Below are 25,485 nucleotides of genomic sequence, written 5' to 3' on the forward strand. Positions count from 1 at the left end.
GGGCGCGGGGCGGAGTGTGGAGGGCGCGGGACGGTGGTGCGGCGGGCGCGGGGCGGGGGCGTGGCCGGTGTGGCGGGGGCGCGCCCGGGGTGGGCCCGGGCGCTGCGGCGAGTTCCGTCAGTGCCGGTTCACGCCGTCGTCCGCCAGGGCAGTTCCGCGGTCACGCGGGTGGGGCCGCCCGCGGGGGAGTCGACCAGGAGGATGCCGTCGACCGCGTCGAGGCGTCCGGCGAGACCGGCGAGGCCCGAGCCGGCGGAGGCGTCGGCGCCGCCCACCCCGTCGTCGACGACCTGGAGCATCAGCCGGTCGTCGGCGCGCCACACGTCGACCGAGGCGGAGCGGGCCCCGCTGTGCTTGCTGATGTTCTGGAGCAGCTCGGAGACGGTGAAGTAGGCGATGCCCTCGATGGCCGGGGCCGGCCGGGCCGGCAGGTCGACCTCGACCCGGACCGGCACCGTGCAGCGGGAGGCGACCGACGACAGGGCCGCGTCCAGGCCCCGGTCGGTCAGCACGGCCGGGTGGATGCCCCGGGCGAGGTCCCGCAGCTCCTGCAGGGCCGTCTTCACCTCGCCGTGCGCGTCCTCCACCATGCGCGCCGCCGCCCGCGGGTCCTCCTGGAGCTTCTCCTTCGCCAGCCCCAGATCCATCGCCAGACCGACCAGCCGGGCCTGCGCCCCGTCGTGCAGGTCCCGCTCGATGCGCCGCAGGTCCGCCGCGGCCGTGTCCACCACGACCCCCCGGTCCGACTCCAGCTCCACCACCCGCGCCGACAGCGGCGACGGGCCCAGCAGCCCGCGCACGAGCAGCCCGTCCACGGTCGTCAGCGCCCGCACCAGCCACGGCGTGGCCAGCGTGAACAGGAGCCCGACCAGAGCCGTCACGGTGATCTCGAACGGGTTGTCGAGGTAGACGGCGTGGTGCTCGTCGCCGTACAGCTGGATACCGCCCTGGCCGCCGTACATCGGGAAGACCCAGAACCACAGCGGGTACGTCAGCAGCGCCCAGCCGGACGTCCAGAAGCTCACCGCCACCGTGAAGGAGAAGACCGACCAGGGGAACTGCACCAGCGCGTACAGCAGGTTGCGCCAGGAGCCGCCGCTCTTGAGGACCGCGCCCACCCAGGCGAGGGCACCCGGCTTGGCCACCCGCAGCGGTTCCGGCTCGGCCACGTCCAGCCGCAGCAGCGCCCGCGCCCGGGCCCGCTCCATCGCGCCGAACCCACGGCAGCCGGCCAGCGCGGCCGCCAGTACCGGGACGCCGAGGAACGTCACCAGCAGGCCCGCCCCCAGCGACACCATCGTCACCGCCCAGGTGAACAGCAGCACCGAGACCGGCAGGCCCAGCAGGACGTAACCGAACTCCCGCCAGGCGCGCGCCTCGACCGGCGCCCGCAGCGCGGCCGACATCCTGTGACCGGTCCCGGCGGGCTCCCCGGGACCCGGCCCGTATGCCTGTCCGTACCCGTGTCCGTACTCCGTGGCCATCGAATGCCGTCCCGTTCTGCTCGTCCGCACGGCGGTTCAGCCGCAGTTCAAGGGTCGTGCGCGGCCCCTGTGTCCGCCATGGAGACCGTCGGCGTCTCGGACCGGGGGTTTTCCCCACCCCCCGACCGGAGCCGGCCCCCGTCCCCAGACCGGCCCGGCCCTCGCCCCGGCGACCGGAGCCGTACCCCGCCCCGGCGACCGCCGGCTACTCCTGGCGGTCCCGCCAGGGCAGTTCCGCCGTGACCACCGTCGGGCCGCCGGCCGGTGAGTCGACCACGAACAGGCCGTCCACCGCGCCCAGCCGGTCCGCCAGGCCCCGCATACCGCTGCCGGCGTCCAGCCGGGCACCGCCCCGGCCGTCGTCCCGTACCTGGATGAGCAGCCGGTCGTCCGACCGCCACACGTCGACCGAGGCGGAACGGGCCCCGCTGTGCTTGCTGACGTTCTGCAGCAGCTCGGAGACCGTGAAGTAGGCGATGCCCTCGATGGCGGCCGCCGGGCGGGCCGGCAGATCGGCGGTCACCTTCACCGGCACCGTGCAGCGCGAGGCGACCGACGACAGGGCGGCGTCCAGGCCCCGGTCCGTGAGCACGGCCGGGTGGATGCCCCGGGCGAGGTCCCGCAGCTCCTGCAGGGCCAGCTTCACCTCGCCGTGCGCCTCGTCCACCATCGCCGCCGCGGCGTCCGGGTCCTCCAGCAGTTTCTCCTTGGCCAGGCCCAGCCCCATGGCCAGGTTCACCAGCCGGGCCTGTGCCCCGTCGTGCAGGTCCCGCTCGATGCGCCGCAGATCGGCGGCGGCCGTGTCCACCACGACCCCCCGGTCCGACTCCAGCTCAGCGATCCGGCGTTCCAGCTCGTCCGAGGGCGACAGCAGCCCGCGCACCATCGCCCGGTCCACGTTCGCCAGAGCCCGGGCGAGGAACGGCAGCACCGGCCACAGCACGAACAGGGAGACCAGCACGGTGCAGAAGGTGAGGATGCCCCAGGGCAGCCGGATCGCGTCGTACAGCAGCGTCCGCCAGCCCACGGGGTCCTTCAGCGCCATCCACAGCCGCTGGAGCAGCCCGCCGCCCCTGGCGAGCGGCAGCGGCGTCGGCTCCTCCACCCGGACCCCGAGCAGCGCCCGGGCCCTGGCCCGCTCCAGCTTCCCCAGCTGCCGCGCGCCGATCAGGGACACCGCGAGCAGCGGCAGACCGATCACGGTGACGGCGAGGCCCCCGCCGACGGCCAGCACCGTGACCGCGTAGACGAACCCGAACACCGCCACCGGCAGGTTCAGCAGGAGATGCGCGATCTCCTTCCAGGTGTGCACGTCGTAGGCCGGCCGGGGCCGGGGCAGGTGGTCGGTGCCGTCGGGCCGGTCGGCGACGGATCTGCTGGGAGCGGTCATACCGGCCAGCCTGCCGTGCCCGGCCCCTGCGGCGCCATGCGGTGCGCCGCCCTCCGCCGACTGGGGAAAACCCCACCCTTGACCGCCCCCGGCGTCTCACGGCGTGACGGGCTGCTTACCGGTTCTTTATCAGGGCCTAGACTCCCGTGCGTACAGATCCTCGAATCATCGTGGGATCACAGAGTTCACTAAGGTCACGAGGTCAGGGAGCGAGGGACGGACCGTGCGGGAGACGTTGGGGGACTCGACGGCCGCCGCGGCGAACGTCATCGCGGCCGGCTACTTCCGGTCCTACTCGGTGGTGGGACTGCTCGCCCTCGTCGGCGTGCTGTTCGTCGCGGTCGCCTTCGGCGCCGGCCGCCTGCTGCGCCCGGTGGTGCCGACGCCCGAGAAACTGCTGACCTACGAGTGCGGCGTCGACCCCGTCGGTGAGGGCTGGGCCCACACCCAGGTCCGCTACTACGTCTACGCCTTCCTCTACGTGATCTTCGCGGTCGACTCGATCTTCCTGTTCCCCTGGGCGACGGTCTTCGCCGCCCCCGGTTACGGCGCGACGACCCTCGTCGAGATGTTCATCTTCCTGGGCTTCCTCGCCGTCGGCCTGCTGTACGCATACAAGAAGGGCGTCCTGGCATGGACGTGAACCCCGCGGTCTCCGGGCCGGCCCCCGAGACGGCCCCCGAGCCCGTTCTGCTGCCCGAGCCGAAGCGGCTGGGCGCCCTCGCCCGTCTGGCCCCGGAGCCGATGAAGGTGGTCCTGAACTGGGGCCGCCGCTACTCGCTCTGGGTCTTCAACTTCGGCCTCGCCTGCTGCGCGATCGAGTTCATCGCCGCGTCGATGGCCCGCCACGACTTCATCCGGCTCGGCGTGATCCCGTTCGCGCCGGGCCCCCGCCAGGCCGACCTGATGGTCGTCTCCGGCACGGTCACGGACAAGATGGCCCCCGCCGTGAAGCGCCTGTACGAGCAGATGCCCGAGCCGAAGTACGTCATCTCCTTCGGCGCCTGCTCCAACTGCGGCGGCCCGTACTGGGACTCGTACTCCGTCACCAAGGGCGTCGACCAGATCATCCCCGTGGACGTGTACGTCCCCGGCTGCCCGCCGCGCCCCGAGGCACTGCTCCAGGGCATCCTCAAGCTCCAGGAGAAGATCGCCCGCGAGTCGCTGGGGGAGCGGTACGCGAGCCACCGGCCGTCCACGGCCGCCCTCCAGAGCGGTCTGGTGCGGCCCCCGGCGCCGGCCGGTGAGGGGGACTCCCGATGAACACGGTCGGCTGGCTGCCTGCCTCCGCCGAGGAGCTCTTCGGTACGGACGCCACGGCCGAGGAGTCCTACGAGGTCCTGACGGTCGACGTCCCGCCGTCCGCCTGGCTCACCGCCCTGGAGACGGCCCGTACGACCCTGTCCTGCACCTACTTCGACTGGCTCAGCGCGGTCGACGAGCCCGGCACGGGCTTCCGCGTCTGCGCCCACCTCGCCGCCCTGCACCCGGTCCGCCGCCTCCTCGTGCGCACGACCGTCCCGCACGAGGCGCCGGTCCTGCCGTCCGCCGTCGGCGTCTACGCGGGCGCGGCCTGGCACGAGCGCGAGACCCACGAGATGTTCGGCGTGGTCTTCGAGGGCCATCCGGGCCTGGAGCACCTCCTCCTCCCGGAGACCTTCGAGGGTCACCCACTGCGCAAGGACTTCGTCCTCGCCGCCCGCGTCGCCAAGGCCTGGCCCGGCGCCAAGGAGCCCGGGGAGTCCGAGCACGGCGGCCCCAAGCGCCGCCAGATGCTGCCGCCGGGCGTCCCGGACCCGAACGAGTGGGGCCCCCTGAAGGGCCAGCTGCCGCCCGCCCCGGCCCGCCCGGCACGGACCGCGGGCCGCGCGGCGGGCGAGCGCCCGGCACGCGCCGCCGGGGACCGTCCGGTACGACGGACACGCACGGCGGCGGAGGGCTCGGCGAGCCAGGCCACCGAGGTCACCGAGACCGGTCGGACCGACACGGCCGGCGAGGCCGCCGCGGGTGCGGGCGCCGGTGCCGTTGCCGGCGCTTCTGCTCGGCCGCGTCGTATGCGCAGTGCGAGCGAGGGCTCGGCGAGCCAGGCTCCGGCGCGGCCCGAGGACGCGGCGACGCGGAAGCAGGCCGCGGCCGAGGGCGATGCCGACCGGGCGACGGCGGAAGGACCCGCCGCCGAGGCCTCGGTGGCGCACGAGCCCGGTCCTGCCCCGGCCCCGGCACGTCCGCGCCGCGCACGCAGTGCCTCGGGGGGCTCGGCCGCACAGCGGCCCCGGACTGCGGAACCACCGGAGACCGAGCCGACGGAACCGGCCCCGGCCAAGCAGGCGGAACCGGCACCCGGAGGCTCTGCGGAACCCACCGGCTCTGCGGAATCCACCGGTTCTGCGAAATCGAAGCCGGAGCCGGCCGAGTCCGCCGAATCGGCCCCGGCTCCCGCCGCGTCCGCGGAACCCGGCGGCGCCGACGTGCCCGCCCGCCGTAGCACGGCCTCGCGCAGCTCGGACGCCCCCTGGCACCACGCGCGCCCGGCCTTCGACGAGCCGGAACGGCGGACGCCCGAGGCAGCGGCGGAGGAACCCCGCGAGCCGGGCACGGCTGAGGAACCCGAGGAGACCGGCACGCCCACGGAGTCCGCGGAGCCTACGGAGTCCGCGGAACCCACGGAGTCCGCCGAACCCACGGGGTCCGCGGAGCCCACGGAGTCCGGCGCGCCGAGGGAAGTCGGCGAGTCCCGCGAACCAGGCGCGTCCGGCGAACCCCGTGCGCCGCAAGAAGAGCCCACCCCCGACGACACCACAGGAGGCCCGCAGTGAACGACACGCTGGACGTCGCCCTGCGACTCCTGGCCGTGTTCGTCGTCTTCCTCACCTTCCCGCTGATCGTGGGCCAGACCGAGCACAAGGTGATGGCCCACATGCAGGGCCGCCTCGGCCCGATGTACGCGGGCGGCTTCCACGGCTGGGCCCAGCTGATCGCCGACGGCGTGAAGTTCGCGCAGAAGGAGGACGTGGTCCCGGCGGGCGCCGACCGTCGCGTCTTCCAGCTCGCCCCCGCCGTGGCTCTGCTGCCGTACCTCCTCGTCCTGCTCGCCATCCCGATCGGCCCGAGCGAGGGCGCGGTCGGGCAGGTCCTGGACGCCGGTGTGTTCTTCGTACTCGCGGTGATGGGCGTCGGCGTGCTCGGCTCGCTCATGGCGGGCTGGGCGAGCGCGAACAAGTTCTCCCTGCTCGGCGGCCTGCGCACCGCCGCCCAGCTACTCGCCTACGAACTCCCGATGCTGCTCGCCGCGGCCTCGGTCGCGATGGCGGCCGGCACCGTCTCCCTGCCCGGCATCCTGCACGCCTTCCACTGGTGGTGGGTGCCCTGGCAGATCGTCGGCGCGGTCGTCTTCTTCGTCGCCGGACTCGCCGAGCTGCAGCGCCCGCCGTTCGACATGCCCGTCGCCGACTCGGAGATCATCTTCGGCGCCTACACCGAGTACACGGGCCTGCGCTTCGCCCTGTTCCTGCTCGCCGAGTACGCCGGCATCGTCGTCCTGTGCGGCCTGACCACCGTCCTCTTCCTGGGCGGCTGGCACGGCCCCTGGGGCACCGGCGGACTCGGCTGGCTGTGGACGCTGCTGAAGACCGCGATCCTCGCCTTCGTCGTCATCTGGCTCCGCGTGACCTACCCGCGGCTGCGTGAGGACCAGCTGCAGAAGTTCTCCTGGACCCTCCTCGTCCCCCTCTCCCTCGCCCAGATCGCCCTCACCGGCATCGTCAAGGTGGTGATCTCCTGATGTCCCGCCCGTCGATCCCCGGCCGCGGCCTCGCCAAGGGCCTGGCCGTCACCCTGCGCACGATGACGAGGAAGACGGTCACCGAGCAGTACCCGGACACCCTGCCCGAACTGCCGCCCCGCACCCGCGGAGTGATCGGCCTGTTCGAGGAGAACTGCACCGTCTGCATGCTCTGCGCCCGCGAGTGCCCCGACTGGTGCATCTACATCGACTCCCACAAGGAGACCGTCCCGCCGGCCGCCCCCGGCGGCCGCGAGCGCAGCCGCAACGTCCTCGACCGGTTCGCGATCGACTTCGCCCTGTGCATGTACTGCGGGATCTGCATCGAGGTCTGCCCCTTCGACGCGCTGTTCTGGTCCCCGGAGTTCGAGTACGCCGAGACCGACATCCGCGACCTCACCCACGAGCGCGACAAGCTCCGCGAGTGGATGTGGACCGTCCCGGCCCCGCCCGCCCTCGACCCGGGCGCGGAGGAGCCGAAGGAGATCGCCGCCGCCCGCAAGACCGCCGAGAAGCTGGCCGCCGCGCAGGCCGAACCCCAGGAGGGCGAGTCGTGAGCCTCGCCGCAGCAACGACAGCCGCGGCCGCCTCCGGCGCGCACGGCTTCCTGTCCCCGACCGGCGTCGAGATCGCCTTCCTCCTGGTCGGCCTGGTCACCTTCGGCGCCGCGCTGGTCACCGTAACCACCCGGCAGCTGGTGCACGCCGCCCTGTGGCTGGTCGTCACGCTCGGCGGCCTCGCCGTCGAGTACCTGCTGCTCACGGCCGAGTTCATCGCCTGGGTGCAGGTCCTGATCTACGTCGGCTCCGTCGTCGTCCTCCTCCTGTTCGGACTGATGCTCACCAGGGCCCCCATCGGCCGCTCCCCGGACGCCGACTCCGGCAACCGCTGGGCCGCGCTGTCCGTCGCGGTCGCCGCCGCCGTCGCCCTGGTGTGGGTCGTCGTCGACGCCTTCCGCACCACCTGGATCGACCTCGGCGGGCCGGCCGCCGGCAGCACCCGCGTCACCGGCGCGAGCCTGTTCCGGAACTGGGTGCTGCCCTTCGAGGCGCTGTCCGTCCTGCTCCTCGCGGCCCTGGTCGGCGCGATCGTCCTGTCCCGCAAGGCCAACACGGACGCGGACACCGGCACCGTCCCCGCCGCCGTCGACGCCCCCGGTGAGAAGGAAGGCGCCCGCTGATGCACCTCGCCTATCCCGCCGTGCTCTCCGCCCTCCTGTTCTGCACCGGCCTGTACGGCGTCCTCGCCCGGCGCAACGCGATCCTGGTCCTGATGTCGGTCGAGCTGATGCTCAACGCCGTCAACCTCAACCTCGTCGCCTTCGACGTCTGGCTCAGCCGCACGGCCCGCGACACCCTGCACTCCGGCCAGGCGCTGACCCTGTTCACCATCGCCATCGCCGCCGCCGAGATCGGCATCGGCCTGGCGATCGTGCTCGCCGTCTACCGCAACCGCGGCACCTCCGACATCGACAAGCTCCGCGACACCGCCGAAGGCCCCGACACCACGGGCCCGGACACCTCCGCGGCCGAGAAGGCTGAGGCCACCGCGTGACCACGACCACCCTCGCCGTCCTCGTCCCCCTTCTGCCGTTCCTGGGCGCCGCGGCCGGCCTGCTGCTCGGCCGCACCGCTCCCGGCTTCGTCCGCCCGCTCGCCGTGCTGCCGACCCTCGCCTCGCTCGTGCTGGCCGCGCTCGTCGCCGTGCACCAGGGCGGCGGCCGGCCCATCGACGCCCACACCGAACTGACGCCCACCGGCTCGGTCCCGATCGACCTGTCCCTGTACATCAACGGCTTCGCGGCCCTCGTCGCGATCCTGGTCGCCTTCGTCGCGGCCTGCGTGCATATCTACTCGACGGGCTACCTGCGCGACGACCCGCGCTACGCCTCCTACGCCGCCCTCGTCTCCCTGTTCACCTCCGCGATGCTCCTCGTCGTCTACTCCGGCGACCTGATCGTGCTGCTGGTCGGCTGGGAGGTCATGGGCATCTGCTCCTACTTCCTGGTCGGCCACTACTGGGAGACCCCCGAGGCCCGCGCCGCCTCCCTCAAGGCCTTCCTGGTCACCAAGCTCGGCGACGTCCCGTTCCTCATCGGCCTGTTCGCCCTCGGCACCGACGCCGGGTCGTTCAGCATCCCCCGCGTCCTCGGTACCGTCGCGAGCGGCAACCTGCACCACCCGACGGTGGTCGCCCTGCTGCTGCTCGCGGGCGTTGCGGGCAAGTCGGCCCAGTTCCCGCTGCACACCTGGCTCCCGGACGCGATGGCGGGCCCGACGCCCGTCTCGGCGCTCATCCACGCCGCGACGATGGTCGCCGCCGGCGTCTACTTCATCGCCCGCCTCCTCCCGGTGTTCGAGGCCTCCCAGGCCGCGATGCTGGTCCTCGCCGTCATGGCCGCCGTCACCATGACCGGCTCGGGTCTGGCCGCGCTCGCCCAGGACGACATCAAACGCGTCCTCGCCTACTCGACGATCGGCCAGCTCGGCTACATGACCGGCGCCCTCGCCGTCGGCGACCGCGGTGCCGCCGTCTTCCACCTCCTGTCCCACGGCGCCTTCAAGGCGCTGCTCTTCCTCGCGGCCGGCGTGATCATCCACGCCGCCGGCACCAACTCACTGGCCGCCATGTCCCGCATGCACGGCCTGCGCGACCGCATCCCGGACGCCTACTGGACGATGACCGTGGCGCTCCTCGCGCTCGCCGCGATCCCGCCTTTCAGCGGCTTCTTCTCCAAGGAGTCCGTGCTCGGCGCCGCCGAGCACGCGGCCGGCGGTCACACCGCGCACGTGCCCGGCACGGCCGGCTGGATCGTCCTCGTCGCCGGACTGGCCACGGCCCTGCTGACCGCCGCGTACGCCACCCGGCTGTGGCTGCTGGCGTTTTGCGGCAAGGGCGCCGAGGCCCCCGACCACGGCCGCCAGCCGCTGTCCATGACCGTGGTGCTCTGGGTCCTCGCCGTCCCCTCCCTCGCCTTCGGCGGGCTCGCCTACCGCGCGCTGCCCGCCTGGTTCGACGGCCGCGACCTGACCCCGACCCTCCTCACGTCCATCCTCGGCACGGGCCTCGCCGTGGTCGGCGGACTGCTCACCTACGGCGCCTGGCAGCGCACCACCCAGCTCGCCGCACGCGCCCCGCTCGGCGCGGTCGCCGCCCACCCCGAGGCCGACGCCGGACTGGTCGAGGCCGAGGCCATCGCCACCCACGAGCCGGCGTACGGCGACATCGCCTACGCACCCGACCCGGCGGACCCCGCACGGCTGCTGCTCGGCCCGCTGCGCCGGCACGCGGCCGCCGGATTCCACCTGGACGCCGTGTACTCGGCGCTGTTCGTCCGCCCGGTCCAGGCCGGCGCGAGCCTCGTCCGGTTCCTCGACCGCGAGGTCGTCGAGACCTACGTGCGCGGCGCCGCCGCCCTGCCCCGGCTGCTCGGGGCCGCGGTGCGGCGCGCCCAGACCGGCAATGTGCAGACCTATGTGAGCGCGCTGCTCGCCGGCACCGTCGTCCTGGCGGTCGCCGTCGTCCTCGTCGCCACGGGAGCGTGAGCAGGCGTGATCGATATCAACGAGTCCGTGATGCAGTTCCTTCTGGCGTTCATCGTCGCCGGCCCGCTCCTCGGCGCCGTCGCCGCCCTCCTGCCGGCACCCCCCGGACTGAAGGGGAAGTCGCCCGAGCAGGCCGTGCTGCGCCACGGCGTGACCGTGACCGGCGTGATCCTCATCGCCGCGATCGCCCTCGCGCTCGGCTTCGACCACGACCATCCGTCGAGGATGCAGGCCACGACCGACATCAGCTGGATCCCCGCACTCGACGTGCGGATCCACCTCGGCATCGACGGCATCTCCCTCCCCCTCGTCGTCCTGACCGCGCTGCTGACCTTCCTCTGCGCGCTGTACTCCTACTTCAAGCCGCCCACGGGCCCGTCCCCGAAGGCGTTCGTCGCGCTCCTGCTCCTGCTCGAGTCCGGCACCCTCGCGACCTTCGCCGTCCTCGACCTGCTGCTGTTCTTCCTCGCGTTCGAGACGGTGCTCATCCCGATGTACTTCCTCATCGCCCGCTGGGGCGGCGAGGGCCGGACCCGCGCCGCGTGGAAGTTCATCCTGTTCACGCTGCTCGGCTCCGTCGTCATGCTGCTCGGCCTGCTCCTGATCGGAATCAAGGCGGGCACGTTCGACATGGTGGCACTCGCCACTGACAACGGCCGGTCACTGACCGCATCCGTGCAGGTCATCGCCGTTCTGGCGATCGGGATCGGGCTCGCGGTCAAGGCGCCGATGTGGCCCCTGCACAGCTGGCTGCCCGACGCCCACACCTCCGCGCCGACCGTCGGCTCGGTACTGCTGGCCGGTGTCCTGCTGAAGATGGGTACGTACGGGTTCGTCCGGATCCTGCTGCCCATCGCGCCGCACGGCTTCCACACCTTCGCTCCGTACCTCGCCGCGTTCGCCGTGGTCGGGATCATCTACGGATCCCTGGCCTGCCTCGCCCTCGCCAAACGGGGCGCGAAGGGCGACCTCAAGCGCCTGATCGCCTACTCCTCCGTCGGCCACATGGGCTTCGTCCTGCTGGGCATCGCCACCATGACACCGACCGGAGTGAACGGCGCCCTGTTCGCCAACATCGCCCACGGCCTCATCACCGGCCTCCTCTTCTTCCTGGTCGGCGCGCTGAAGGACCGCACCGGCAGCACCGACCTCGACACCCTCGCCGAGGAGACGGGCGCCGCCCTGTACGGCAGGGCGCCACGGCTCGGCGGACTGCTCGCCTTCGGCGCCGTCGCCTCGCTCGGCCTGCCCGGCCTCGCCGGGTTCTGGGGCGAGATGCTGGCCCTGTTCGGCGCGTTCGAGCCCGCTTCCGGTCTCAGCCGCCCGGCCTTCCTCACCTTCATGGCGATCGGCGCGTTCGGCACCCTGCTGACCGCCGCCTACATGCTGATCGTGGTCCGCCGGGTCTGCATGGGCGGCGTGGAGCGGGAGGTCCCGAAGCTCGCCGACGTCCACGGCTACGAGTTCGCCGCCTGGACCCCGCTCGTCGCCCTCACCGTCGTCGCCGGACTCTGGCCGAGGACCCTGCTCGGACTGACCGACCCGGCCGTGCACCAGCTCCTCGCAGGAGGCACCCGATGAGCGCCCAGCCCCTCGCCGAGTCGCTGGTCCAGTCCGTCGACTGGCTCGCCGTCGCCCCGCCCACCATCGCCGCCGTCGTGGCGATCGTCGTGCTCGTCGCCGACCTGTTCCTGCCCGAGGCCCGCAAGCCCGTCCTGGGCTGGATCTCGGTCGCCGGTCTCGCCGCGGCCGCGCTGATGCTGCTGCCGATCCTCGACGGCGACCGCAGCACCTTCTGCGTGACCGGCAACGCGCGCGCGTGCAGCTACACCGCCGACCACTTCACCCTCGTCATCCAGTTCCTGGTCCTCGGCGGCGCCCTGCTGGCGGCGCTGCTGTCCGTCACCAGCCTCGACGACGAGCGACGGCGCGTCCCGGCGGGGGAGTTCTGGTTCCTGCTGCTGTCCTCCGCGGCCGGCGCCGCCCTGCTGCCCGCCTCCCGCGACCTGGCCACCCTGATCGTGGCCCTGGAGGTCGCCTCCCTGCCCGCCTTCGCCCTCGTCGGCATCCGGCACGGCGACAAGCGGTCCTCCGAGGCGGCCCTGAAGTTCTTCCTGTCCTCGGTCACCGCCACCGCGGTCAGCCTCATGGGCATCAGCTTCGTCTACGCCTCCACGGGCACCCTCTACCTCACCCAGGTCGCCCAGCGCCTCCCGCACGTCGGCGGACAGCTGCACACCCTCGCCCAGACCGGCGTCGTCCTCACCCTCGTCGGCTTCGCCTTCAAGACGGCCGCCGTGCCCTTCCACTTCTGGGTGCCCGACACCTACGTGGGCGCGCCGCTGCCCGTCGCCGCCTACCTGTCGGTCGTCGGCAAGGCCGTCGGCTTCACCGGCCTGATCCTCGTCACCGTCGTCGCCTTCCCGTCGTACGCCGACGTCTGGGGGCCCGCGCTCGCCGCCCTGGCCGCCCTCACCATGACCGTCGGCAACGTCGGCGCCCTGCGCCAGCGGGCCACGCGCGCGTACAGCGCCGTACGTTTGCTCGCCTGGTCCTCCGTCGGCCAGGCCGGCTACCTCCTGGTGCCGATCGCCGCCGCCGGATACGCCAAGGACGCCCAGAAGGCGATCGGTTCCACGGTCGCCTACGCCCTGATGTACGCCGCCGTGAACCTCGGCGCCTTCGCGGTGGCCGCGGTGGTGGGCCGCAGCCGGGCCCTGAACCGGATCAGCGACTACCGGGGCCTGTACGCCACGAACCCGCTGACGGCCCTCCTCATGGCCTTCTTCCTGCTGTGCCTGGCCGGGCTGCCGCCGGGTGTCATCGGCCTGTTCGCCAAGGTGACCGTGTTCTCGGCCGCCGTCGACGCGGGCCTGGGCTGGCTCGCCGTCGTCATGGCCGTCAACGTGGTGATCGCTCTCTTCTACTACCTCCAGTGGACGGCCCTGCTGTTCCGCGCCCCCGAGGGCGAGGCCGCGCGGCACCACGTCCCGGCCCCCCTCACGGCCGCGATCGCCCTCACCGGTGTCGTCGGCGTCGCCCTGTCCGGAGCGCCCCAGCTGGTCCTCCGGTTCGCCGCCACCGGCCTGTTCTGAGGACTCGGCACGCGCGCGCGTGGGCACCCGTGCCGCCACGCGCGCGTGGCCGAAAACGGCACGTCACCCGTACGGCCGCCGCGTACAGCCGTGTCCACCAGGGAACTCGTGACCGCCGCCTGGCGTTGACCAGAGCGGGAGGGTCCACTGGACCGAAGGGTTCCCTGCCGCACCACTTGGAGGGCGTACCGTGCACCGCCGGCACAACGGGCTCAGGACCGCAGTACTCCTCGGGGGACTGTCCGCACTCATCATCCTCATCGGCAGCTTCTTCGGCCGCACCGGGCTGATCGTGGCGGTGCTGATCGCGCTCGGCACGAACGCGTACGCGTACTGGAACAGCGACAAGCTGGCCCTGCGCGCCATGCGCGCCCGCCCCGTGAGCGAGTTCGAGGCCCCGACGCTCTACCGGATGGTGCGCGAGCTGTCCACGCAGGCCCGCCAGCCCATGCCCCGGCTGTACATCTCCCCGACGGAGGCGCCCAACGCCTTCGCGACGGGCCGCAATCCGCGCAACGCGGCCGTGTGCTGCACCGAGGGCATCATGCGCCTGCTGGACGAGCGCGAGCTGCGCGGCGTCATCGGCCACGAACTCAGCCACGTCTACAACCGGGACATCCTCATCTCCTCGGTGGCCGGCGCGCTCGCCTCGGTGATCATGTTCCTGGTGAACTTCGCCTGGCTCATTCCGGTGGGCCGCTCGGACGACGACGACGGCCCCGGCCTGCTCGGCATGCTCCTGATCATGATCCTCGGCCCGCTCGCCGCCTCCCTGATCCAGCTGGCCATCAGCCGCTCCCGCGAGTACGAGGCGGACGCGTCGGGTGCCCAGCTCACCGGCGACCCGCTCGCCCTCGCCGGCGCTCTGCGCAAGCTGGAGACCGGCACCCAGCAGCTCCCCCTGCCGCCCGAGCCGCGCATCGAGACGGCGAGTCATATGATGATCGCCAACCCGTTCCGTCCGGGCCAGGGACTGTCGAAGATGTTCTCGACCCACCCGCCGATGGCGGACCGCATCGCCCGGCTCGAGAAGATGGCAGGTCGTTACCAGTGAAGACCATCCTGAACATCATCTGGCTGATCCTGAGCGGCTTCTGGCTGTTCCTCGGCTACTTGTTCGCGGGTGTCCTGCTGTGCATCACGATCATCGGCATCCCGTTCGGTATCGCTGCTTTTCGTATCGGTGTCTACGCCCTGTGGCCCTTCGGGTACACGACGATCGAGCGCCATGACGCGGGCGCCCCCTCGTGTGTCGGCAACGTCCTGTGGCTGGTCCTGGCCGGCTGGTGGCTGGCGCTCGCGCACATCGTGACCGGCATCGCCCTGTGCGTCACGATCATCGGCATCCCGTTCGGCATCGCCAACTTCAAGCTGATCCCGGTCTCCCTGCTGCCGCTGGGCCGCGAGATCGTCCCCACGGACGAGCCGTTCGCGCCCCGCTGAGCCGCGCGGCGGACCGGCGGCGCGGGCAAGTACGGGCCGGCTCAGGCCTCCTGGCGGCCCGTCACGGCGTGTGCCGCCCCGGCCGCCACCGCCGTACGGCGTAGGCGGCCACACCCACGACGAGCACGCCCGTGCCCACGGCCACCGAGAGCACGGGCAGGGCGAACGCCAGCGTGGCGCAGCCCAGCAGGCCCACCACCGGGACCACGCGGGACAGCGGCGCAGGATCGAGCGTCCAGGCGGAGGCGTTGGCCACGGCGTAGTAGGCCAGCACCCCGAAGGAGGAGAAGCCGATCGCGCCGCGCACGTCCACCGTCGCGGCCAGCACGGCGACCACCACGCCCACCGCCGACTCCGCCCGGTGGGGAACCTGGAACCGCGGGTGCACGGCCGCCAGAGCACGCGGCAGATGGCCGTCCCGGGCCATGGCGAGCGTCGTACGGGACACCCCGAGGATCAGCGCGAGCAGCGAGCCCAGCGCGGCCACCGCCGCTCCCGCCCGCACCACGGGCACGAGCCCCGGCACCCCGGCGGCCCGCACCGCGTCGGCCAGCGGCGCTGCCGCCTGCCCCAGCCGGTCCGCACCGAGGACGGCCAGCACCGAGACGGCCACGCACGCGTACACCACCAGAGTGATCCCCAGGGCGAGCGGGATCGCGCGCGGAATGGTGCGCGCCGGATCCCGGACCTCCTCCCCGAGGGTGGCGATCCGGGCGTACCCCGCGAACGCGAAGAACAGCAGCCCGGCCGCCTGAAGCACCCCGTCCGCACCCGACGACAGCCCGATGCCGAGCCGCCCCGCGCCGGCCTGCCCGGAGGTGAGGCACGCGACCACCACGGCGGCCAGAACCGCCAGTACCAGGGCCACGATCACCCGCGTCAGCCACGCGGACTTCTGGATCCCGCCGTAGTTCACGGCCGTCAGGGCCACCACGGCCGCGACCGCCACGGCATGCGCCTGCCCCGGCCAGACGTACGCGCCGACGGTGAGCGCCATGGCGGCGCAGGAGGCCGTCTTGCCGGCCACGAACGCCCAGCCGGCGAGATACCCCCAGAAGGCGCCCAGCCGCTCCCGCCCGTACACGTACGTGCCGCCGGAGGCCGGATAACGGGCGGCGAGCCGGGCCGAGGACATGGCGTTGCAGTAGGCCACCACGGCCGCGGCGGCCAGCCCGGGCAGCAGCCCGGATCCCGCCGCACGGGCGGCCGGTCCCAGGGCCGAGAAGACACCGGCGCCGATCATCGAGCCGAGCCCCACGACCACGGCGTCCCGCACGCCCAGGGTGCGCCGCAGGGCCGCGTCGGTGCGTGTCATGGATCGCACCCTACTGAGACGGCAACCGGGTAGTGGACTCGCGACGTCCTGTTCATCGACAAGGCACGAACATGCGCGCTACGGACAGCAAGTCCTCACCGAGTTCTCAGGGATCGGGCAGTGCGGACACGGCGCGGAAGGGAAGGTTCGCGGTATGGGCATCATCGGTTGGATCATCCTGGGGCTGCTGGCCGGAGCCATCGCCAAGTTCCTCCTGCCGGGGCGGGACCCCGGTGGCTTCATCGGCACGACCCTCATCGGCATCGCGGGTGCGTTCATCGGCGGCTGGATCTCGGCCCGCTGGCTGCACCACCCCGTCACCAAGAACTTCTACGACGGCGCCACCTGGGCGGCGGCGATCGGCGGCTCCCTGGTGCTGCTGATCGCCTACCGCATCCTGTTCGGCAACTCACGCGACTGAACAGGGCGTCGGCAGCACGGAAGGGTGGGCACCCGCTCGGGGGGAGCCCACCCTTCCTGCTTGTTGAGGTCTTGTCGGCCTGCCGCCCGGTGTCCTACCGGTAGTTCACGAACTGCAGTGCGAAGTCGAAGTCCTTGCCCTTCAGGAGGGCGATCACGGCCTGCAGGTCGTCGCGGCTCTTGGAGCTGACCCGCAGCTCGTCACCCTGGACCTGGGCCTTCACGCCCTTCGGGCCCTCGTCGCGGATGATCTTCGCCACCTTCTTGGCGTTGTCCTGGGAGATGCCCTCCTCGATCGAGGCGAAGATCTTGTACTCCTTGCCGGACAGCTGGGGCTCGCCCGCGTCCAGCGCCTTCAGGGAGATGCCGCGCTTGATCAGCTTGGACTGGAAGACGTCGAGGACTGCGTTCACCCGGTCCTCGGAGTTCGCCTCCATCAGGATTTTTTCACCGGACCACGAGATCGAGGCACCGACGCCCTTGAAGTCGTAGCGCTGCGAGATCTCCTTGGCGGCCTGGTTGAGGGCGTTGTCGACCTCCTGCCGCTCGACCTTCGAGACGATGTCGAAACTGGAGTCGGCCATGTCCTGTGGCTCCTTGTATCGGGGTGCGTATCGGTGCGATGCCGGCGTGCGCGGCGGCGGCCACGAGCCCGGTACCGTGCCGGGCCGCATCCGCACCAGCCTAGCCACCCCGCGACCCGACAGGTGGCGATCAATCGGGTGGCGAAGCACCCCTCTGCATCGGGTATTGTTTACGTCGTTGCCAGGGAGCACCGCCGAAAGCGGGTTCGATCGGCAGCGCAACCCGGCGGTGTGCCCGAGCGGCCAAAGGGAGCAGACTGTAAATCTGCCGGTTTTACCTTCCCAGGTTCGAATCCTGGCGCCGCCACACGACCGAAAGGGTCTGTGATCAGCAGCAATGCTGATCACAGACCCTTTCGTCGTTCTCAGGCGGCGCCATGCCGGTTTGCGGCGTTTTCTCCATTCTGTCTCACCCTGACTCGGGTGTCGGCCAGCCCGCGCGGGGCAGGGTTCAGGGGCTGGCCGGGCCGGCCGCCGCCAGGGCCTCCGATGCCGCCCGCCGTAGCGCACCACCTCGGCACCCGTCCCGGGCGAGTGGAGCTGTCCTGCGAGGGGGAATCGTCGTCGCGTCCAGCCGGAGCCGGAGCCGGAGCCGGAGCCGGAGCCGGAGTCGGTGCGCGGGTGACGCCATGCTCGCGTAGAAAATCGAACACATGCTTGAATTCAGTCATGCGACGGATTCCCGACGATCTCGCTCACGCGCAAGAGGAGTGGCACGTCACCTACCGGCGGCTCGCCGCCTGTCCCGGCACCACGCTGCGGCGGCGGCTGATCCGTCTGTCGGCGGAGGTGCTGTTCCATCCGTACTGGCGGGAGCGTGGGCCGGCGGCCAGGGCGGCACTGTTCGCCTCCCCTCGGGGAGGGCGGAGCCTACGGTGAGCGGCATCGTGCCGGGCGCGGACGGTGTGCGCCATGTCCCTGCTGCCGCCTGACCCGCGCAGGCTGAGGGCGATCCTCGCGTACATCGACGAGCAGCTCGCCGCGAACGAGACCGTCGCCGTCTACCTCCGGCTCCAGCGGGACGCCGTGCTCGCCGCACTCGCCCGCGCCGAGCGCCCGGCGGAGCGGCGGCGGCCGGGGCGCAAGGCGAAGGGCGCCGGTCCGCTGCCCGGCTTCAATCCGCCGCCCGCGAACACCGGTTACGTCGTCCAGCAGAAGCGGACGCCGGGCGGGCCCGAGCCCGCCGTCGTCCACTTGGCGGACTGCGCCATGATCGAGGGCACGCCCCACCGCGTCAGGGCCGACGAGGCGCGCGCCGCGCTCGCCGACCCGACCGTCCAGCCATGCGCGTTCTGCCGACCGGACACCGAACTGGGCATCGATCTGGCCTAGCCCGGACGCGGCGGAGCCCGCGGCCGAGGGCCGGCTCGGTCCGCCCGGAGGTCAGCCGATGAGGGAGTGGAACTGCTCGATCGTGCGGCGCCGCATGGTGAGGAAGGCGAGCCAGGAACCGTCGGCGTAGTGCAGGCGGAAGCGGGCCATCAGCTGCATGCGGGGGCGGCGTTCGACCCGGGCCACCCAGGTCCGCGGCACCTCCCACACCGGCGTGCCGTTCAGGGGCTGGACCAGTCCGATGCGCTGGTCGGTCACGCGCAGCAGCAGCGCGCCGGAGGTGCGTGGCATGTCCGAGGCGATGCTGCCCGCTGCGCCGGAGCGAGCGCCGACGGCGCCGACCAGCTGGTTGGCGATGGCCCCGCCGATGTTCACGCTGATGCCCTTGGCGCTCTTCGCGGGAACGACGGTGCCGTATCCCAAGAGCTGCTCACCGGGGGACAGTTGGCTGAGGGCGGATCGCTCGTGGAGGGCGGACATGGTCATGATCATAGGGGGCCGGGTGTCCTGTGCCGGTGAACCATGATCACGTGCCATCGAAGTTTGGGCGCGCTGGCCAGGGGCCTGACGCGTCCGCCGAGCCCCGAGGTGAGCGGCTCGGCCAGCGGCGGCCGCGCACCGGGCTCGGTCAGATGAACTCGGCCAGATCGCGGAGCAGCGCGCTCTTGGACTTGACCCCGACGATCTTTTTGACCACCTCACCGTTCTGGAAGAGGAGCAGGGTGGGGAGGTCGGTGGCCGTGCGACTGGGTGCACTCCATTGGGCCCAGTACTGGACGAGTACCGGCTTGTCGTTCTTGAGTACCTCGGCTTCGAAGTCGGCGTCGGTCACGGCCTTCATCGCGATCCCTCCGTCGGCGCACACTCCATCAGCGAGCCGACTGCATGCGGAACTATGGGGCGAAATCTGATCTTTCTATGCGATCATCACGCGCGTGACTCCCCGCCGCACGACAACCTGGCGGAGTTTGCCCGGATCGAGTGCCTGGACATGACCGGCACGGACGGCATGTGCGGCGCGTGATCAAAATTCGATGGCACGCGGTCAAGGTTCGATGTCACAGGACCCTGGGGGTGGGTGCCTGCCCGGCCGGAATTCACTAGAATCGAACGCGTGAACGATATTCATCCGTCGGCGCGACCCGGCACGCCGCGCACGTGGTGCACGGCGCGCTTCGCCCGCCCTGCCGTCACCCGCCGGGCCGCCCCGGACCGTCCGGCCGAGCGGTCGCGCCGGGTCGACACCGCGTCGGGAATCCCCGCATGACCGGCCCGGGTGCGGGTCCGGTCGGTCCGGACGATGCTGGAGCCATGGCCGGTAAACGCCCCATCGTCGTGCACCTGCCCTCCCCGACCGGCGGCCGCCGGGTGCGGGTGGACGGCGAGATCCTCGGCCTCGCGCACAACGTTCGGGACCTGGTCGAGTTCCTGCGCCGGGCCGGGCTGGAGATCGAGCCGGAGCAGGTGGCCGACTCGCCGCTGATCGACTGGCGCGGGGTGGGGCCGGACCGATGGGAAGCGGAGACCCGTACCTGAGGGCGGTGCCCGCGCCCGCCCGGGTGCGGGCACACTGGCGGCATGTCCTCCCGACGCAGAACCTGTCCCGTGTGCCGCCGCGAAATCGCCGTTGTCGCGGGCCGCTTCGCGCGGCACGACCCGCCGGCGGCACGGGAGAACGGCGAGCTCGTCTCCTGCGCGGGGTCACGGCAGCATGCGCAACTCGGAGCGGTCCAGCCGTCGTTGGACGGGTACGTCGTGCCGGACTTTCCCGGGCAGCTGCCCCTGTTCTGAGTTCGGTTCGGTCGCGAGTTCTGACGGGGTGGCAGCGGGTCCGAACCGTTCAACGGCCGGGCGTCACTCTCAGTTCCCGGCCACCGACTTCACCGCGACCGACACCGGCGTAGAACCGCTGATCAGCTCCAGCGTCAGACCGGCCGTCGCCGACGTGTCCACCAACTCCGCGAGGACGGCCGCCACGTCGTCCCGCGGGACCGGGCCGCGCCCGGTGTGCGCCTCCAGACGGACCAGGCCGGTCCCCGCGTCGTTCGTCAGCGCCCCCGGACGCAGGATCGTCCAGTCCAGGGCCTCCTGGCGGGCGACGTACGCGTCGGCCTCACCCTTGGCGCGCAGATACACGTCGAAGACGTCGTCGCCCTGGTGCGCGGGATCCGCGCGCATCGCGGACACCATCACGAAGCGGCGCACGCCCGTGCGGACGGCCGCGTCCACGAACAGCATCGCCGCGCACTTGTCCACCGTCTCCTTGCGGGCCGTGCCGCTGCCCGGTCCTGCGCCGGCCGCGAAGACCGCCGCGTCCGCGCCCTGCAGGTGCGCCGCGACCTCCTCCACCGAGGCGGACTCCAGGTCGAGCAGCACCGGTTCGGCACCGGCCGTCCGCAGGTCGTCGCCCTGCTCCGGCTTGCGGATGATCCCCGCCACCTCGTCCCCGCGCGCGGAGAGCAGACGCTCCAGCCGCAGCGCGATCTGACCATGACCCCCAGCGATGACAATGCGCATGTTTCCGACCGTACGCCCGAAGGGTCGCTACTGCCGCACGGTCAACCGACGAGGCCTGCGGTCCGCAGGCGGCAGGGAGCGCATCATCTCCAAGACCCCCGGGGCGCACCGGCTCGCACGCGCCCTCAGGCCGCACGCGCCCTCAGGCCGTACGAGCCCTCAGGCCGTACGAGCCCTCAGGCCGTACGAGCCCTCAGGCCGTACGAGCCCCCAGGCCGTACGAGCCCCCAGGCCGTACGAGCCCAGGCCCTACGAGGCTCACGCCCCGGGCCCTACGTGCTTCACGACCCCAGCCGCACGCGGCCTACGCCCCAGGTCGTACATGCCTCACGCCCCAGGACCCACGTGTCCAGCAATGCCAAGCCGTACGCGGGAGCTCACATGCGTCCGCCCGCACCGGGCTCACACGGACGCATGAACCCGCACCCGCCGCCGCGTCACGACAGCTCTCCCCGACCCTGGCGCGGCAACCCCAGTTCCGCGGCGGCCGCCGAGTTGCAGTACTCGCGGACCGCGCTCGTGCGGGCCACCACGCGGCCCCGGTGCACCACGATGCGGCTGTACGCCAGGGAGAGCGCGCCGGCCAGATGGTCGCCGCGTACGGCGAGGAGTTCGGCGGGGAACCCCGCTTCGACGCGTACGTCCGGCAGGCCCAGGACCGCGCGGGCCGAGGCGCTCACGCTGGCGTAGGCGTTCTCCGGGCGCAGACCGTGGGCGGAGGCGAGGAGGTAGGCCGCCTCGAGGGGGTCGCCGCGGCCGACCGGGTTCGAGACGTCGCGCAGGGCGCCGCTGCCGGCGGCCACCCGGACCCCGGCCGCGCGCAGCAGCCGTACCGGAGCCATGCCCCGGCGGTCGGCGCCGCAGCAGCGGCCCTGGGGCAGGCACACCACCGACACTCCGGCCGCCGCGAGCTGGTCGGCGGCGCGCGAGGCGGCCTCGGTGGGCAGACGTGAGAGACCGGCGCACGGCCCGATCGTCACGCCGGGGCGCAGGCCACCCGCCATGGCGGCGAGCCGGGACAACCTCGCCGGGTCGGCGGCGTCCGTGTGCAGGTCCACCGGGCAGCCGTGCTCCGAGGCCACCTCCAGGACCGCCTCCACGTACCCCGTGGGATCCGGGTCCAGGTCCGGGCAGCCGCCCACCACGGAGGCGCCCATCTTCACCGCGTCCCGCAGCATCGCCAGCCCCTCGGCGCCGGCCACCCCGGTCAGCAGGCGGGGCATCGCGACCGCGGTCAGTTCCGCGAGGCCCCGCAGCGCCCGCCGCGCCTGCAGGACGGCGCCCAGCGCGCCCAGCCCCTGGACGTCGCCCACGCGCACGTGCGCGCGTACCGCCGTCGCGCCGTGTCCGAGCTGGAGCAGCACCGACTCCGTCGCCCGCCGCTGGACGTCCTCGGGCGCGTACGAGACCGGTCCGGGGTCCTCGCCGGACAGGGCGGTGTCGCCGTGGGCGTGCGGATCCGCCGGGGCGGGGAGGAGCAGGTAGCCGGTCAGGTCCACCCGCATGACACCGGTCCTGGCCGGGGCCGGTGCGAGGCTGCCGGCGGTGCCCACCGCCTCGATGCGCCCGCCGCCCAGCCGTACGTCCACGGTCCGGCCGTCGGTGAGCCGCGCCCCGCACAACAGGAGCGCGGCCGGGTCGGACTGGCCCGAGGACCCCGACGAGTTCGACGGCGGTTGCGGCTGCGGCTGGCTGTCGGGCATCGCGCTCCAGGGTCGGTGGCCGGGGCGGTGGGGCTCGGGGCGCCTCGGCGTGCGCCGTCCGAGGCTCTGAGCGCCCAAGATCACACAGAGTTACCCGAGCCTAGGGTGGCGAGCGGCACACGGCGCGGAGGAGCGCAATAGTCGTACCGGCGTGGCCTACCACCGGCCGTACCCCCATCGCCCGCCCGTGTGGCCCCTCCCGCTGGAGAAGAAGGCTGTCCGGTGACACCCGTGGTCGGGGCGGCGGACCGCGTGGTCCGTACCGTCGGTGCACGCGGGCCCGAGCGCCGTCTTCGGTGTCAGCAACGAGCACCGCCGCGCCGTCTCCGGTGTCAGCAACGAGCACCGCCGCGCCGTCTCGGTGTCACCACGAATGCCGTCGCGCCGCCCGCCGTCGGGGCCGAAGGCCGCGCGCGCGTCCCGGCGTTCACGACCGCGGCGCAGCCCACGCGCGCGTGCCCCACCGGCCCCGAGTCCCACCCGGCCGGTGCCGGTGGCAGGGCCCCGCCGGCCCGGCCACGGGCAGCGCCGAGCGCCTTGCCAGGGGTTCACGAGGCGGCGGAGAGCGGTGGGAAGCGGGGTGCGGCGGGCGCGGGGATACGGATTTGGGTGAACGGCGGCGGACCGTGTAATGTCTTCATCGCTCGCCCCAATAGCTCAGTCGGCAGAGCGTCTCCATGGTAAGGAGAAGGTCAACGGTTCGATTCCGTTTTGGGGCTCTGGTGTGAGAGGTTCCCGTCGCGAGGCGGGTTCTGATCTCATCAAAGCGGTGTAGCTCAGTCGGTAGAGCAAGCGGCTCATAATCGCTGTGTCACCGGTTCAAGTCCGGTCACCGCTACTGACAGTAGCCGATTGTGGGGTCGGTCCTTCGATCGGCTACTCTTTCTTGCGTTAAATCAGTCCATCCGTTCGTCTTAGGAGCACTCACGTGGCTGCCACCGACGTCCGCCCGAAGATCACGCTGGCCTGCGTGGAGTGCAAGGAGCGGAACTACATCACCAAGAAGAACCGGCGTAACAACCCGGACCGTCTTGAGATGAAGAAGCACTGCCCGCGTTGCAACGCGCACACCGCGCACCGCGAGACGCGATAAAAAGGCTCGTTCACGAGGCCGTCCCCTTCCGAGGGGGCGGCCTCGTGGCGTTTTCCCCGCCTGGTTCCGGCTAATTTGGGGCCATCACAGCAGACATCAGGAGGTGCCGGGCCATGGCGCTCGACCAGTCCTTCGTGGGACGGACCTACCCGCCCACCGCGCCCTACGAAGTGGGCCGGGAGAAGATCCGCGAGTTCGCCGAGGCGGTGGGGGAGACCAATCCGGTGTACACGGACCCCGAGGCCGCCAAGGCGCACGGGCACTCCGATGTGATCGCCCCGCCCACCTTCGTGTTCTCCATCACCTTCCGCGCCGCCGGACAGGTCGTCGAGGACCCGCAGCTCGGCCTGGACTACAGCCGTGTCGTGCACGGCGACCAGAAGTTCGCCTACACCCGCCCGGTGCGCGCCGGTGACCGGCTGACGGTCACGTCCACCATCGAGGGCATCAAGTCCCTCGCGGGCAACGACATCCTGGACATCCGCGGCGAGGTGCGCGACGAGGCGGGCGAGCACGTCGTGACCGCCTGGACCAAGCTCGTGGCCCGCGCGGCCGAGGAGGCGTGAGCACCTGATGACGGCGAACATCGCGTACGGCGACGTCGAGGTCGGCACCGAGCTGCCGGCGCAGACCTTCCCCGTGACCCGTGCCACGCTCGTGCGCTACGCGGGCGCCTCTGGGGACTTCAACCCGATCCACTGGAACGAGAAGTTCGCCAAGGAGGTGGGCCTGCCGGACGTCATCGCGCACGGCATGTTCACCATGGCGGAGGCGATCCGCGTGGTCACCGACTGGCTCGGGGACCCCGGGGCGGTCGTGGAGTACGGGGTCCGCTTCACCAAGCCCGTCGTCGTGCCGAACGACGACACGGGTGCCCTGATCGAGGTCAGCGGCAAGGTCGCGGCCAAGCTGGACGACAACACCGTGCGCGTGGACCTGACGGCGACCAGCGGCGGCCAGAAGGTGCTGGGCATGTCCCGAGCGGTCGTACGACTGGCCTGACAGGCCGTCTCCACGGTTCGGGGTAAGGGGCGTTCTCCCTTGCGGGGCGCCCCTTACCCGTGCCCGGGGCGCCCCTTGCCCGTACCGCCGCACGGCTGCAGCGGCGCGGGGGCGCCTTGCCAAGTTAGTGATTGAGTACTAACTTAGCCGCATGCCCAGGATGAGCGCAGAGGAGCGGCGCGAGAGCGTCGTCCGTGCGGCGATGGACGAGTTCGGCCGGGGTGGCTACCACGGCACGTCGACCGAGGCGATCGCCAAGCGGGTCGGGGTCTCGCAGCCCTATCTCTTCCGCCTCTTCCCGGGGAAGAGGGCGATCTTCCTGGCGGCGGCGGAACGCTGCGTGGAGGACACCATCCAGATGTTCCGCGAGGCCGCCGACGGGCTGCAGGGCGAAGAGGCCCTGTACGCCATGGGGAACGCGTACACCGAGGCCGTCGCCGAGCGGCCGGCCCGGCTGATGATGCAGATGCAGATGTACCTGGCCGTCGCGGCCGCCGAGGAGGAGGGCGACCTCGAGTTCGGGGAGGCGGTGCGGGCCGGCTGGATGCGGCTGTGGGACGCCGTCCATCTGGCGCTGGGCGCCGACACCGACGAGACGACCGACTTCATGGCGTGCGGGATGCTGATCAACTGTCTGGTCGCCATGGGTTTTCCGCCCGGGCACCGGGTGTGGGAGGGGCTGCACCCGTCGGCGCGGGCGACCGGCCGGCTGGGGAAGTAGCGGGAGCGGGCGGGGTCGCCCGCCTTTTCCTGTCCGCAAAAGTTAGTAATCAATAACTAA

The 25,485-nt window shown here is 72.1% G+C and carries 29 protein-coding genes and 3 tRNA genes; 24 read left to right on the forward strand and 8 right to left on the reverse strand.

Features of this window, described 5'->3' with window-relative positions:
- Positions 1–128: 128 nt before the first annotated feature.
- Entirely contained in the window at positions 129–1,484 is a 1,356-nt protein-coding gene (locus ACZ7FF_RS33270; protein ID WP_470816996.1) for a sensor histidine kinase, read from the reverse strand.
- Between the two features lie 205 nt (positions 1,485–1,689).
- The gene (locus tag ACZ7FF_RS33275) at positions 1,690–2,874 is read right to left on the reverse strand and encodes a sensor histidine kinase (protein ID WP_470816997.1); all 1,185 of its coding nucleotides are present in this window, start codon (positions 2,872–2,874) and stop codon (positions 1,690–1,692) included.
- 223 nt (positions 2,875–3,097) lie between these two features.
- On the opposite strand from ACZ7FF_RS33275, the gene ACZ7FF_RS33280 reads away from it, so the two are divergent.
- The 12 genes from ACZ7FF_RS33280 to ACZ7FF_RS33335 all read left to right on the forward strand — a co-directional run bounded on the left by ACZ7FF_RS33280 (position 3,098) and on the right by ACZ7FF_RS33335 (position 14,738).
- Positions 3,098–3,517: an NADH-quinone oxidoreductase subunit A gene (locus ACZ7FF_RS33280; protein ID WP_470816999.1), complete on the forward strand. Its 420-nt coding sequence runs from the start codon at positions 3,098–3,100 to the stop codon at positions 3,515–3,517.
- Positions 3,508–4,137: an NADH-quinone oxidoreductase subunit B gene (locus ACZ7FF_RS33285; protein ID WP_470817001.1), complete on the forward strand. Its 630-nt coding sequence runs from the start codon at positions 3,508–3,510 to the stop codon at positions 4,135–4,137. Before ACZ7FF_RS33280 ends, ACZ7FF_RS33285 begins: the two co-directional genes overlap by 10 nt.
- Positions 4,134–5,690 carry an NADH-quinone oxidoreductase subunit C gene (locus ACZ7FF_RS33290; RefSeq protein WP_470817005.1) on the forward strand — a complete coding sequence of 519 codons (1,557 nt, stop codon included), beginning with the start codon at positions 4,134–4,136 and terminating at the stop codon, positions 5,688–5,690. Before ACZ7FF_RS33285 ends, ACZ7FF_RS33290 begins: the two co-directional genes overlap by 4 nt.
- Positions 5,687–6,655 carry a complex I subunit 1/NuoH family protein gene (locus tag ACZ7FF_RS33295; RefSeq protein ID WP_470817007.1) on the forward strand — a complete coding sequence of 323 codons (969 nt, stop codon included), beginning with the start codon at positions 5,687–5,689 and terminating at the stop codon, positions 6,653–6,655. Before ACZ7FF_RS33290 ends, ACZ7FF_RS33295 begins: the two co-directional genes overlap by 4 nt.
- Positions 6,655–7,212 (forward strand): NuoI/complex I 23 kDa subunit family protein, encoded by a 558-nt coding sequence (locus tag ACZ7FF_RS33300; RefSeq protein WP_470817009.1) that lies wholly within the window; start codon positions 6,655–6,657, stop codon positions 7,210–7,212. The genes ACZ7FF_RS33295 and ACZ7FF_RS33300 overlap by 1 nt, the downstream gene beginning before the upstream one ends.
- Positions 7,209–7,835, forward strand: a complete 627-nt coding sequence (locus ACZ7FF_RS33305; RefSeq protein ID WP_470817010.1) for an NADH-quinone oxidoreductase subunit J family protein — start codon at positions 7,209–7,211, stop codon at positions 7,833–7,835. The genes ACZ7FF_RS33300 and ACZ7FF_RS33305 overlap by 4 nt, the downstream gene beginning before the upstream one ends.
- The gene (gene nuoK, locus ACZ7FF_RS33310; protein ID WP_470817012.1) at positions 7,835–8,209 is read left to right on the forward strand and encodes an NADH-quinone oxidoreductase subunit NuoK; all 375 of its coding nucleotides are present in this window, start codon (positions 7,835–7,837) and stop codon (positions 8,207–8,209) included. Before ACZ7FF_RS33305 ends, nuoK begins: the two co-directional genes overlap by 1 nt.
- Positions 8,206–10,200: an NADH-quinone oxidoreductase subunit 5 family protein gene (locus ACZ7FF_RS33315; RefSeq protein ID WP_470817014.1), complete on the forward strand. Its 1,995-nt coding sequence runs from the start codon at positions 8,206–8,208 to the stop codon at positions 10,198–10,200. Before nuoK ends, ACZ7FF_RS33315 begins: the two co-directional genes overlap by 4 nt.
- A 6-nt stretch (positions 10,201–10,206) precedes the next feature.
- A complete protein-coding gene (locus ACZ7FF_RS33320) occupies positions 10,207–11,781 on the forward strand; it encodes a complex I subunit 4 family protein (RefSeq protein ID WP_470817015.1) in 1,575 nt (524 codons plus the stop codon).
- Positions 11,778–13,295, forward strand: coding sequence for an NADH-quinone oxidoreductase subunit N (locus tag ACZ7FF_RS33325; RefSeq protein WP_470817017.1), 1,518 nt, complete (start codon positions 11,778–11,780; stop codon positions 13,293–13,295). The genes ACZ7FF_RS33320 and ACZ7FF_RS33325 overlap by 4 nt, the downstream gene beginning before the upstream one ends.
- 190 nt (positions 13,296–13,485) lie before the next feature.
- The gene (gene htpX, locus ACZ7FF_RS33330; protein ID WP_470817018.1) at positions 13,486–14,349 is read left to right on the forward strand and encodes a zinc metalloprotease HtpX; all 864 of its coding nucleotides are present in this window, start codon (positions 13,486–13,488) and stop codon (positions 14,347–14,349) included.
- A complete protein-coding gene (locus ACZ7FF_RS33335; protein WP_470817020.1) occupies positions 14,346–14,738 on the forward strand; it encodes a YccF domain-containing protein in 393 nt (130 codons plus the stop codon). The genes htpX and ACZ7FF_RS33335 overlap by 4 nt, the downstream gene beginning before the upstream one ends.
- 61 nt (positions 14,739–14,799) lie before the next feature.
- On the opposite strand, the gene ACZ7FF_RS33340 is transcribed toward ACZ7FF_RS33335, so the two are convergent.
- Positions 14,800–16,053 (reverse strand): APC family permease, encoded by a 1,254-nt coding sequence (locus ACZ7FF_RS33340; protein ID WP_470817021.1) that lies wholly within the window; start codon positions 16,051–16,053, stop codon positions 14,800–14,802.
- A gap of 154 nt (positions 16,054–16,207) precedes the next feature.
- Here ACZ7FF_RS33340 and ACZ7FF_RS33345 point away from each other — a divergent pair, with 154 nt between their 5' ends.
- A complete protein-coding gene (locus ACZ7FF_RS33345; RefSeq protein ID WP_452983028.1) occupies positions 16,208–16,474 on the forward strand; it encodes a GlsB/YeaQ/YmgE family stress response membrane protein in 267 nt (88 codons plus the stop codon).
- A gap of 94 nt (positions 16,475–16,568) precedes the next feature.
- On the opposite strand, the gene ACZ7FF_RS33350 is transcribed toward ACZ7FF_RS33345, so the two are convergent.
- Entirely contained in the window at positions 16,569–17,057 is a 489-nt protein-coding gene (locus ACZ7FF_RS33350) for a YajQ family cyclic di-GMP-binding protein (protein ID WP_062721659.1), read from the reverse strand.
- A gap of 225 nt (positions 17,058–17,282) precedes the next feature.
- Here ACZ7FF_RS33350 and ACZ7FF_RS33355 point away from each other — a divergent pair.
- From ACZ7FF_RS33355 to ACZ7FF_RS33365, 3 genes are all read left to right on the forward strand, one after another.
- Positions 17,283–17,364: transfer RNA gene (locus tag ACZ7FF_RS33355), tRNA-Tyr, on the forward strand.
- A gap of 362 nt (positions 17,365–17,726) precedes the next feature.
- Positions 17,727–17,936 (forward strand): hypothetical protein, encoded by a 210-nt coding sequence (locus ACZ7FF_RS33360; protein ID WP_470817024.1) that lies wholly within the window; start codon positions 17,727–17,729, stop codon positions 17,934–17,936.
- A 33-nt stretch (positions 17,937–17,969) separates the two neighbouring features.
- A complete protein-coding gene (locus ACZ7FF_RS33365; RefSeq protein WP_470817026.1) occupies positions 17,970–18,389 on the forward strand; it encodes a DUF6233 domain-containing protein in 420 nt (139 codons plus the stop codon).
- Positions 18,390–18,440: 51 nt separating this feature from the next.
- Here ACZ7FF_RS33365 and ACZ7FF_RS33370 read toward each other — a convergent pair whose 3' ends face one another.
- Both ACZ7FF_RS33370 and ACZ7FF_RS33375 read right to left on the reverse strand, forming a co-directional pair.
- On the reverse strand, positions 18,441–18,869 hold the full coding sequence (locus tag ACZ7FF_RS33370) for a hypothetical protein (protein ID WP_470817028.1): 429 nt from the start codon (positions 18,867–18,869) through the stop codon (positions 18,441–18,443).
- A gap of 148 nt (positions 18,870–19,017) precedes the next feature.
- The gene (locus ACZ7FF_RS33375; protein WP_470817030.1) at positions 19,018–19,230 is read right to left on the reverse strand and encodes a thioredoxin family protein; all 213 of its coding nucleotides are present in this window, start codon (positions 19,228–19,230) and stop codon (positions 19,018–19,020) included.
- 470 nt (positions 19,231–19,700) lie between these two features.
- Here ACZ7FF_RS33375 and ACZ7FF_RS33380 point away from each other — a divergent pair, with 470 nt between their 5' ends.
- Entirely contained in the window at positions 19,701–19,925 is a 225-nt protein-coding gene (locus ACZ7FF_RS33380; protein WP_470817032.1) for a hypothetical protein, read from the forward strand.
- Positions 19,926–19,967: 42 nt separating this feature from the next.
- Positions 19,968–20,180: a hypothetical protein gene (locus ACZ7FF_RS33385; protein ID WP_470817034.1), complete on the forward strand. Its 213-nt coding sequence runs from the start codon at positions 19,968–19,970 to the stop codon at positions 20,178–20,180.
- 69 nt (positions 20,181–20,249) lie between these two features.
- On the opposite strand, the gene ACZ7FF_RS33390 is transcribed toward ACZ7FF_RS33385, so the two are convergent.
- Positions 20,250–20,906: an SDR family oxidoreductase gene (locus tag ACZ7FF_RS33390; protein ID WP_470817036.1), complete on the reverse strand. Its 657-nt coding sequence runs from the start codon at positions 20,904–20,906 to the stop codon at positions 20,250–20,252.
- Positions 20,907–21,343: 437 nt separating this feature from the next.
- The gene (locus ACZ7FF_RS33395) at positions 21,344–22,609 is read right to left on the reverse strand and encodes an amidohydrolase family protein (RefSeq protein WP_470817038.1); all 1,266 of its coding nucleotides are present in this window, start codon (positions 22,607–22,609) and stop codon (positions 21,344–21,346) included.
- Positions 22,610–23,255: 646 nt separating this feature from the next.
- Here ACZ7FF_RS33395 and ACZ7FF_RS33400 point away from each other — a divergent pair.
- The 6 genes from ACZ7FF_RS33400 (at position 23,256) to ACZ7FF_RS33425 (ending at position 25,425) form a co-directional block, all read left to right on the forward strand.
- A tRNA-Thr gene (locus ACZ7FF_RS33400) sits at positions 23,256–23,328 on the forward strand.
- Positions 23,329–23,374: 46 nt separating this feature from the next.
- Positions 23,375–23,447 (forward strand) — tRNA-Met (locus ACZ7FF_RS33405).
- Between the two features lie 90 nt (positions 23,448–23,537).
- Positions 23,538–23,702, forward strand: coding sequence for a 50S ribosomal protein L33 (gene rpmG / locus ACZ7FF_RS33410; protein WP_003948671.1), 165 nt, complete (start codon positions 23,538–23,540; stop codon positions 23,700–23,702).
- Between the two features lie 113 nt (positions 23,703–23,815).
- Positions 23,816–24,268, forward strand: a complete 453-nt coding sequence (locus ACZ7FF_RS33415; protein ID WP_470817040.1) for an FAS1-like dehydratase domain-containing protein — start codon at positions 23,816–23,818, stop codon at positions 24,266–24,268.
- 7 nt (positions 24,269–24,275) lie between these two features.
- On the forward strand, positions 24,276–24,704 hold the full coding sequence (locus ACZ7FF_RS33420) for a MaoC family dehydratase (RefSeq protein ID WP_470817042.1): 429 nt from the start codon (positions 24,276–24,278) through the stop codon (positions 24,702–24,704).
- Between the two features lie 151 nt (positions 24,705–24,855).
- Positions 24,856–25,425 carry a TetR/AcrR family transcriptional regulator gene (locus ACZ7FF_RS33425; protein ID WP_470817044.1) on the forward strand — a complete coding sequence of 190 codons (570 nt, stop codon included), beginning with the start codon at positions 24,856–24,858 and terminating at the stop codon, positions 25,423–25,425.
- The last annotated feature ends 60 nt before the right edge of the window (positions 25,426–25,485 follow it).

Source organism: Streptomyces sp. NPDC037126, from assembly GCF_055605965.1.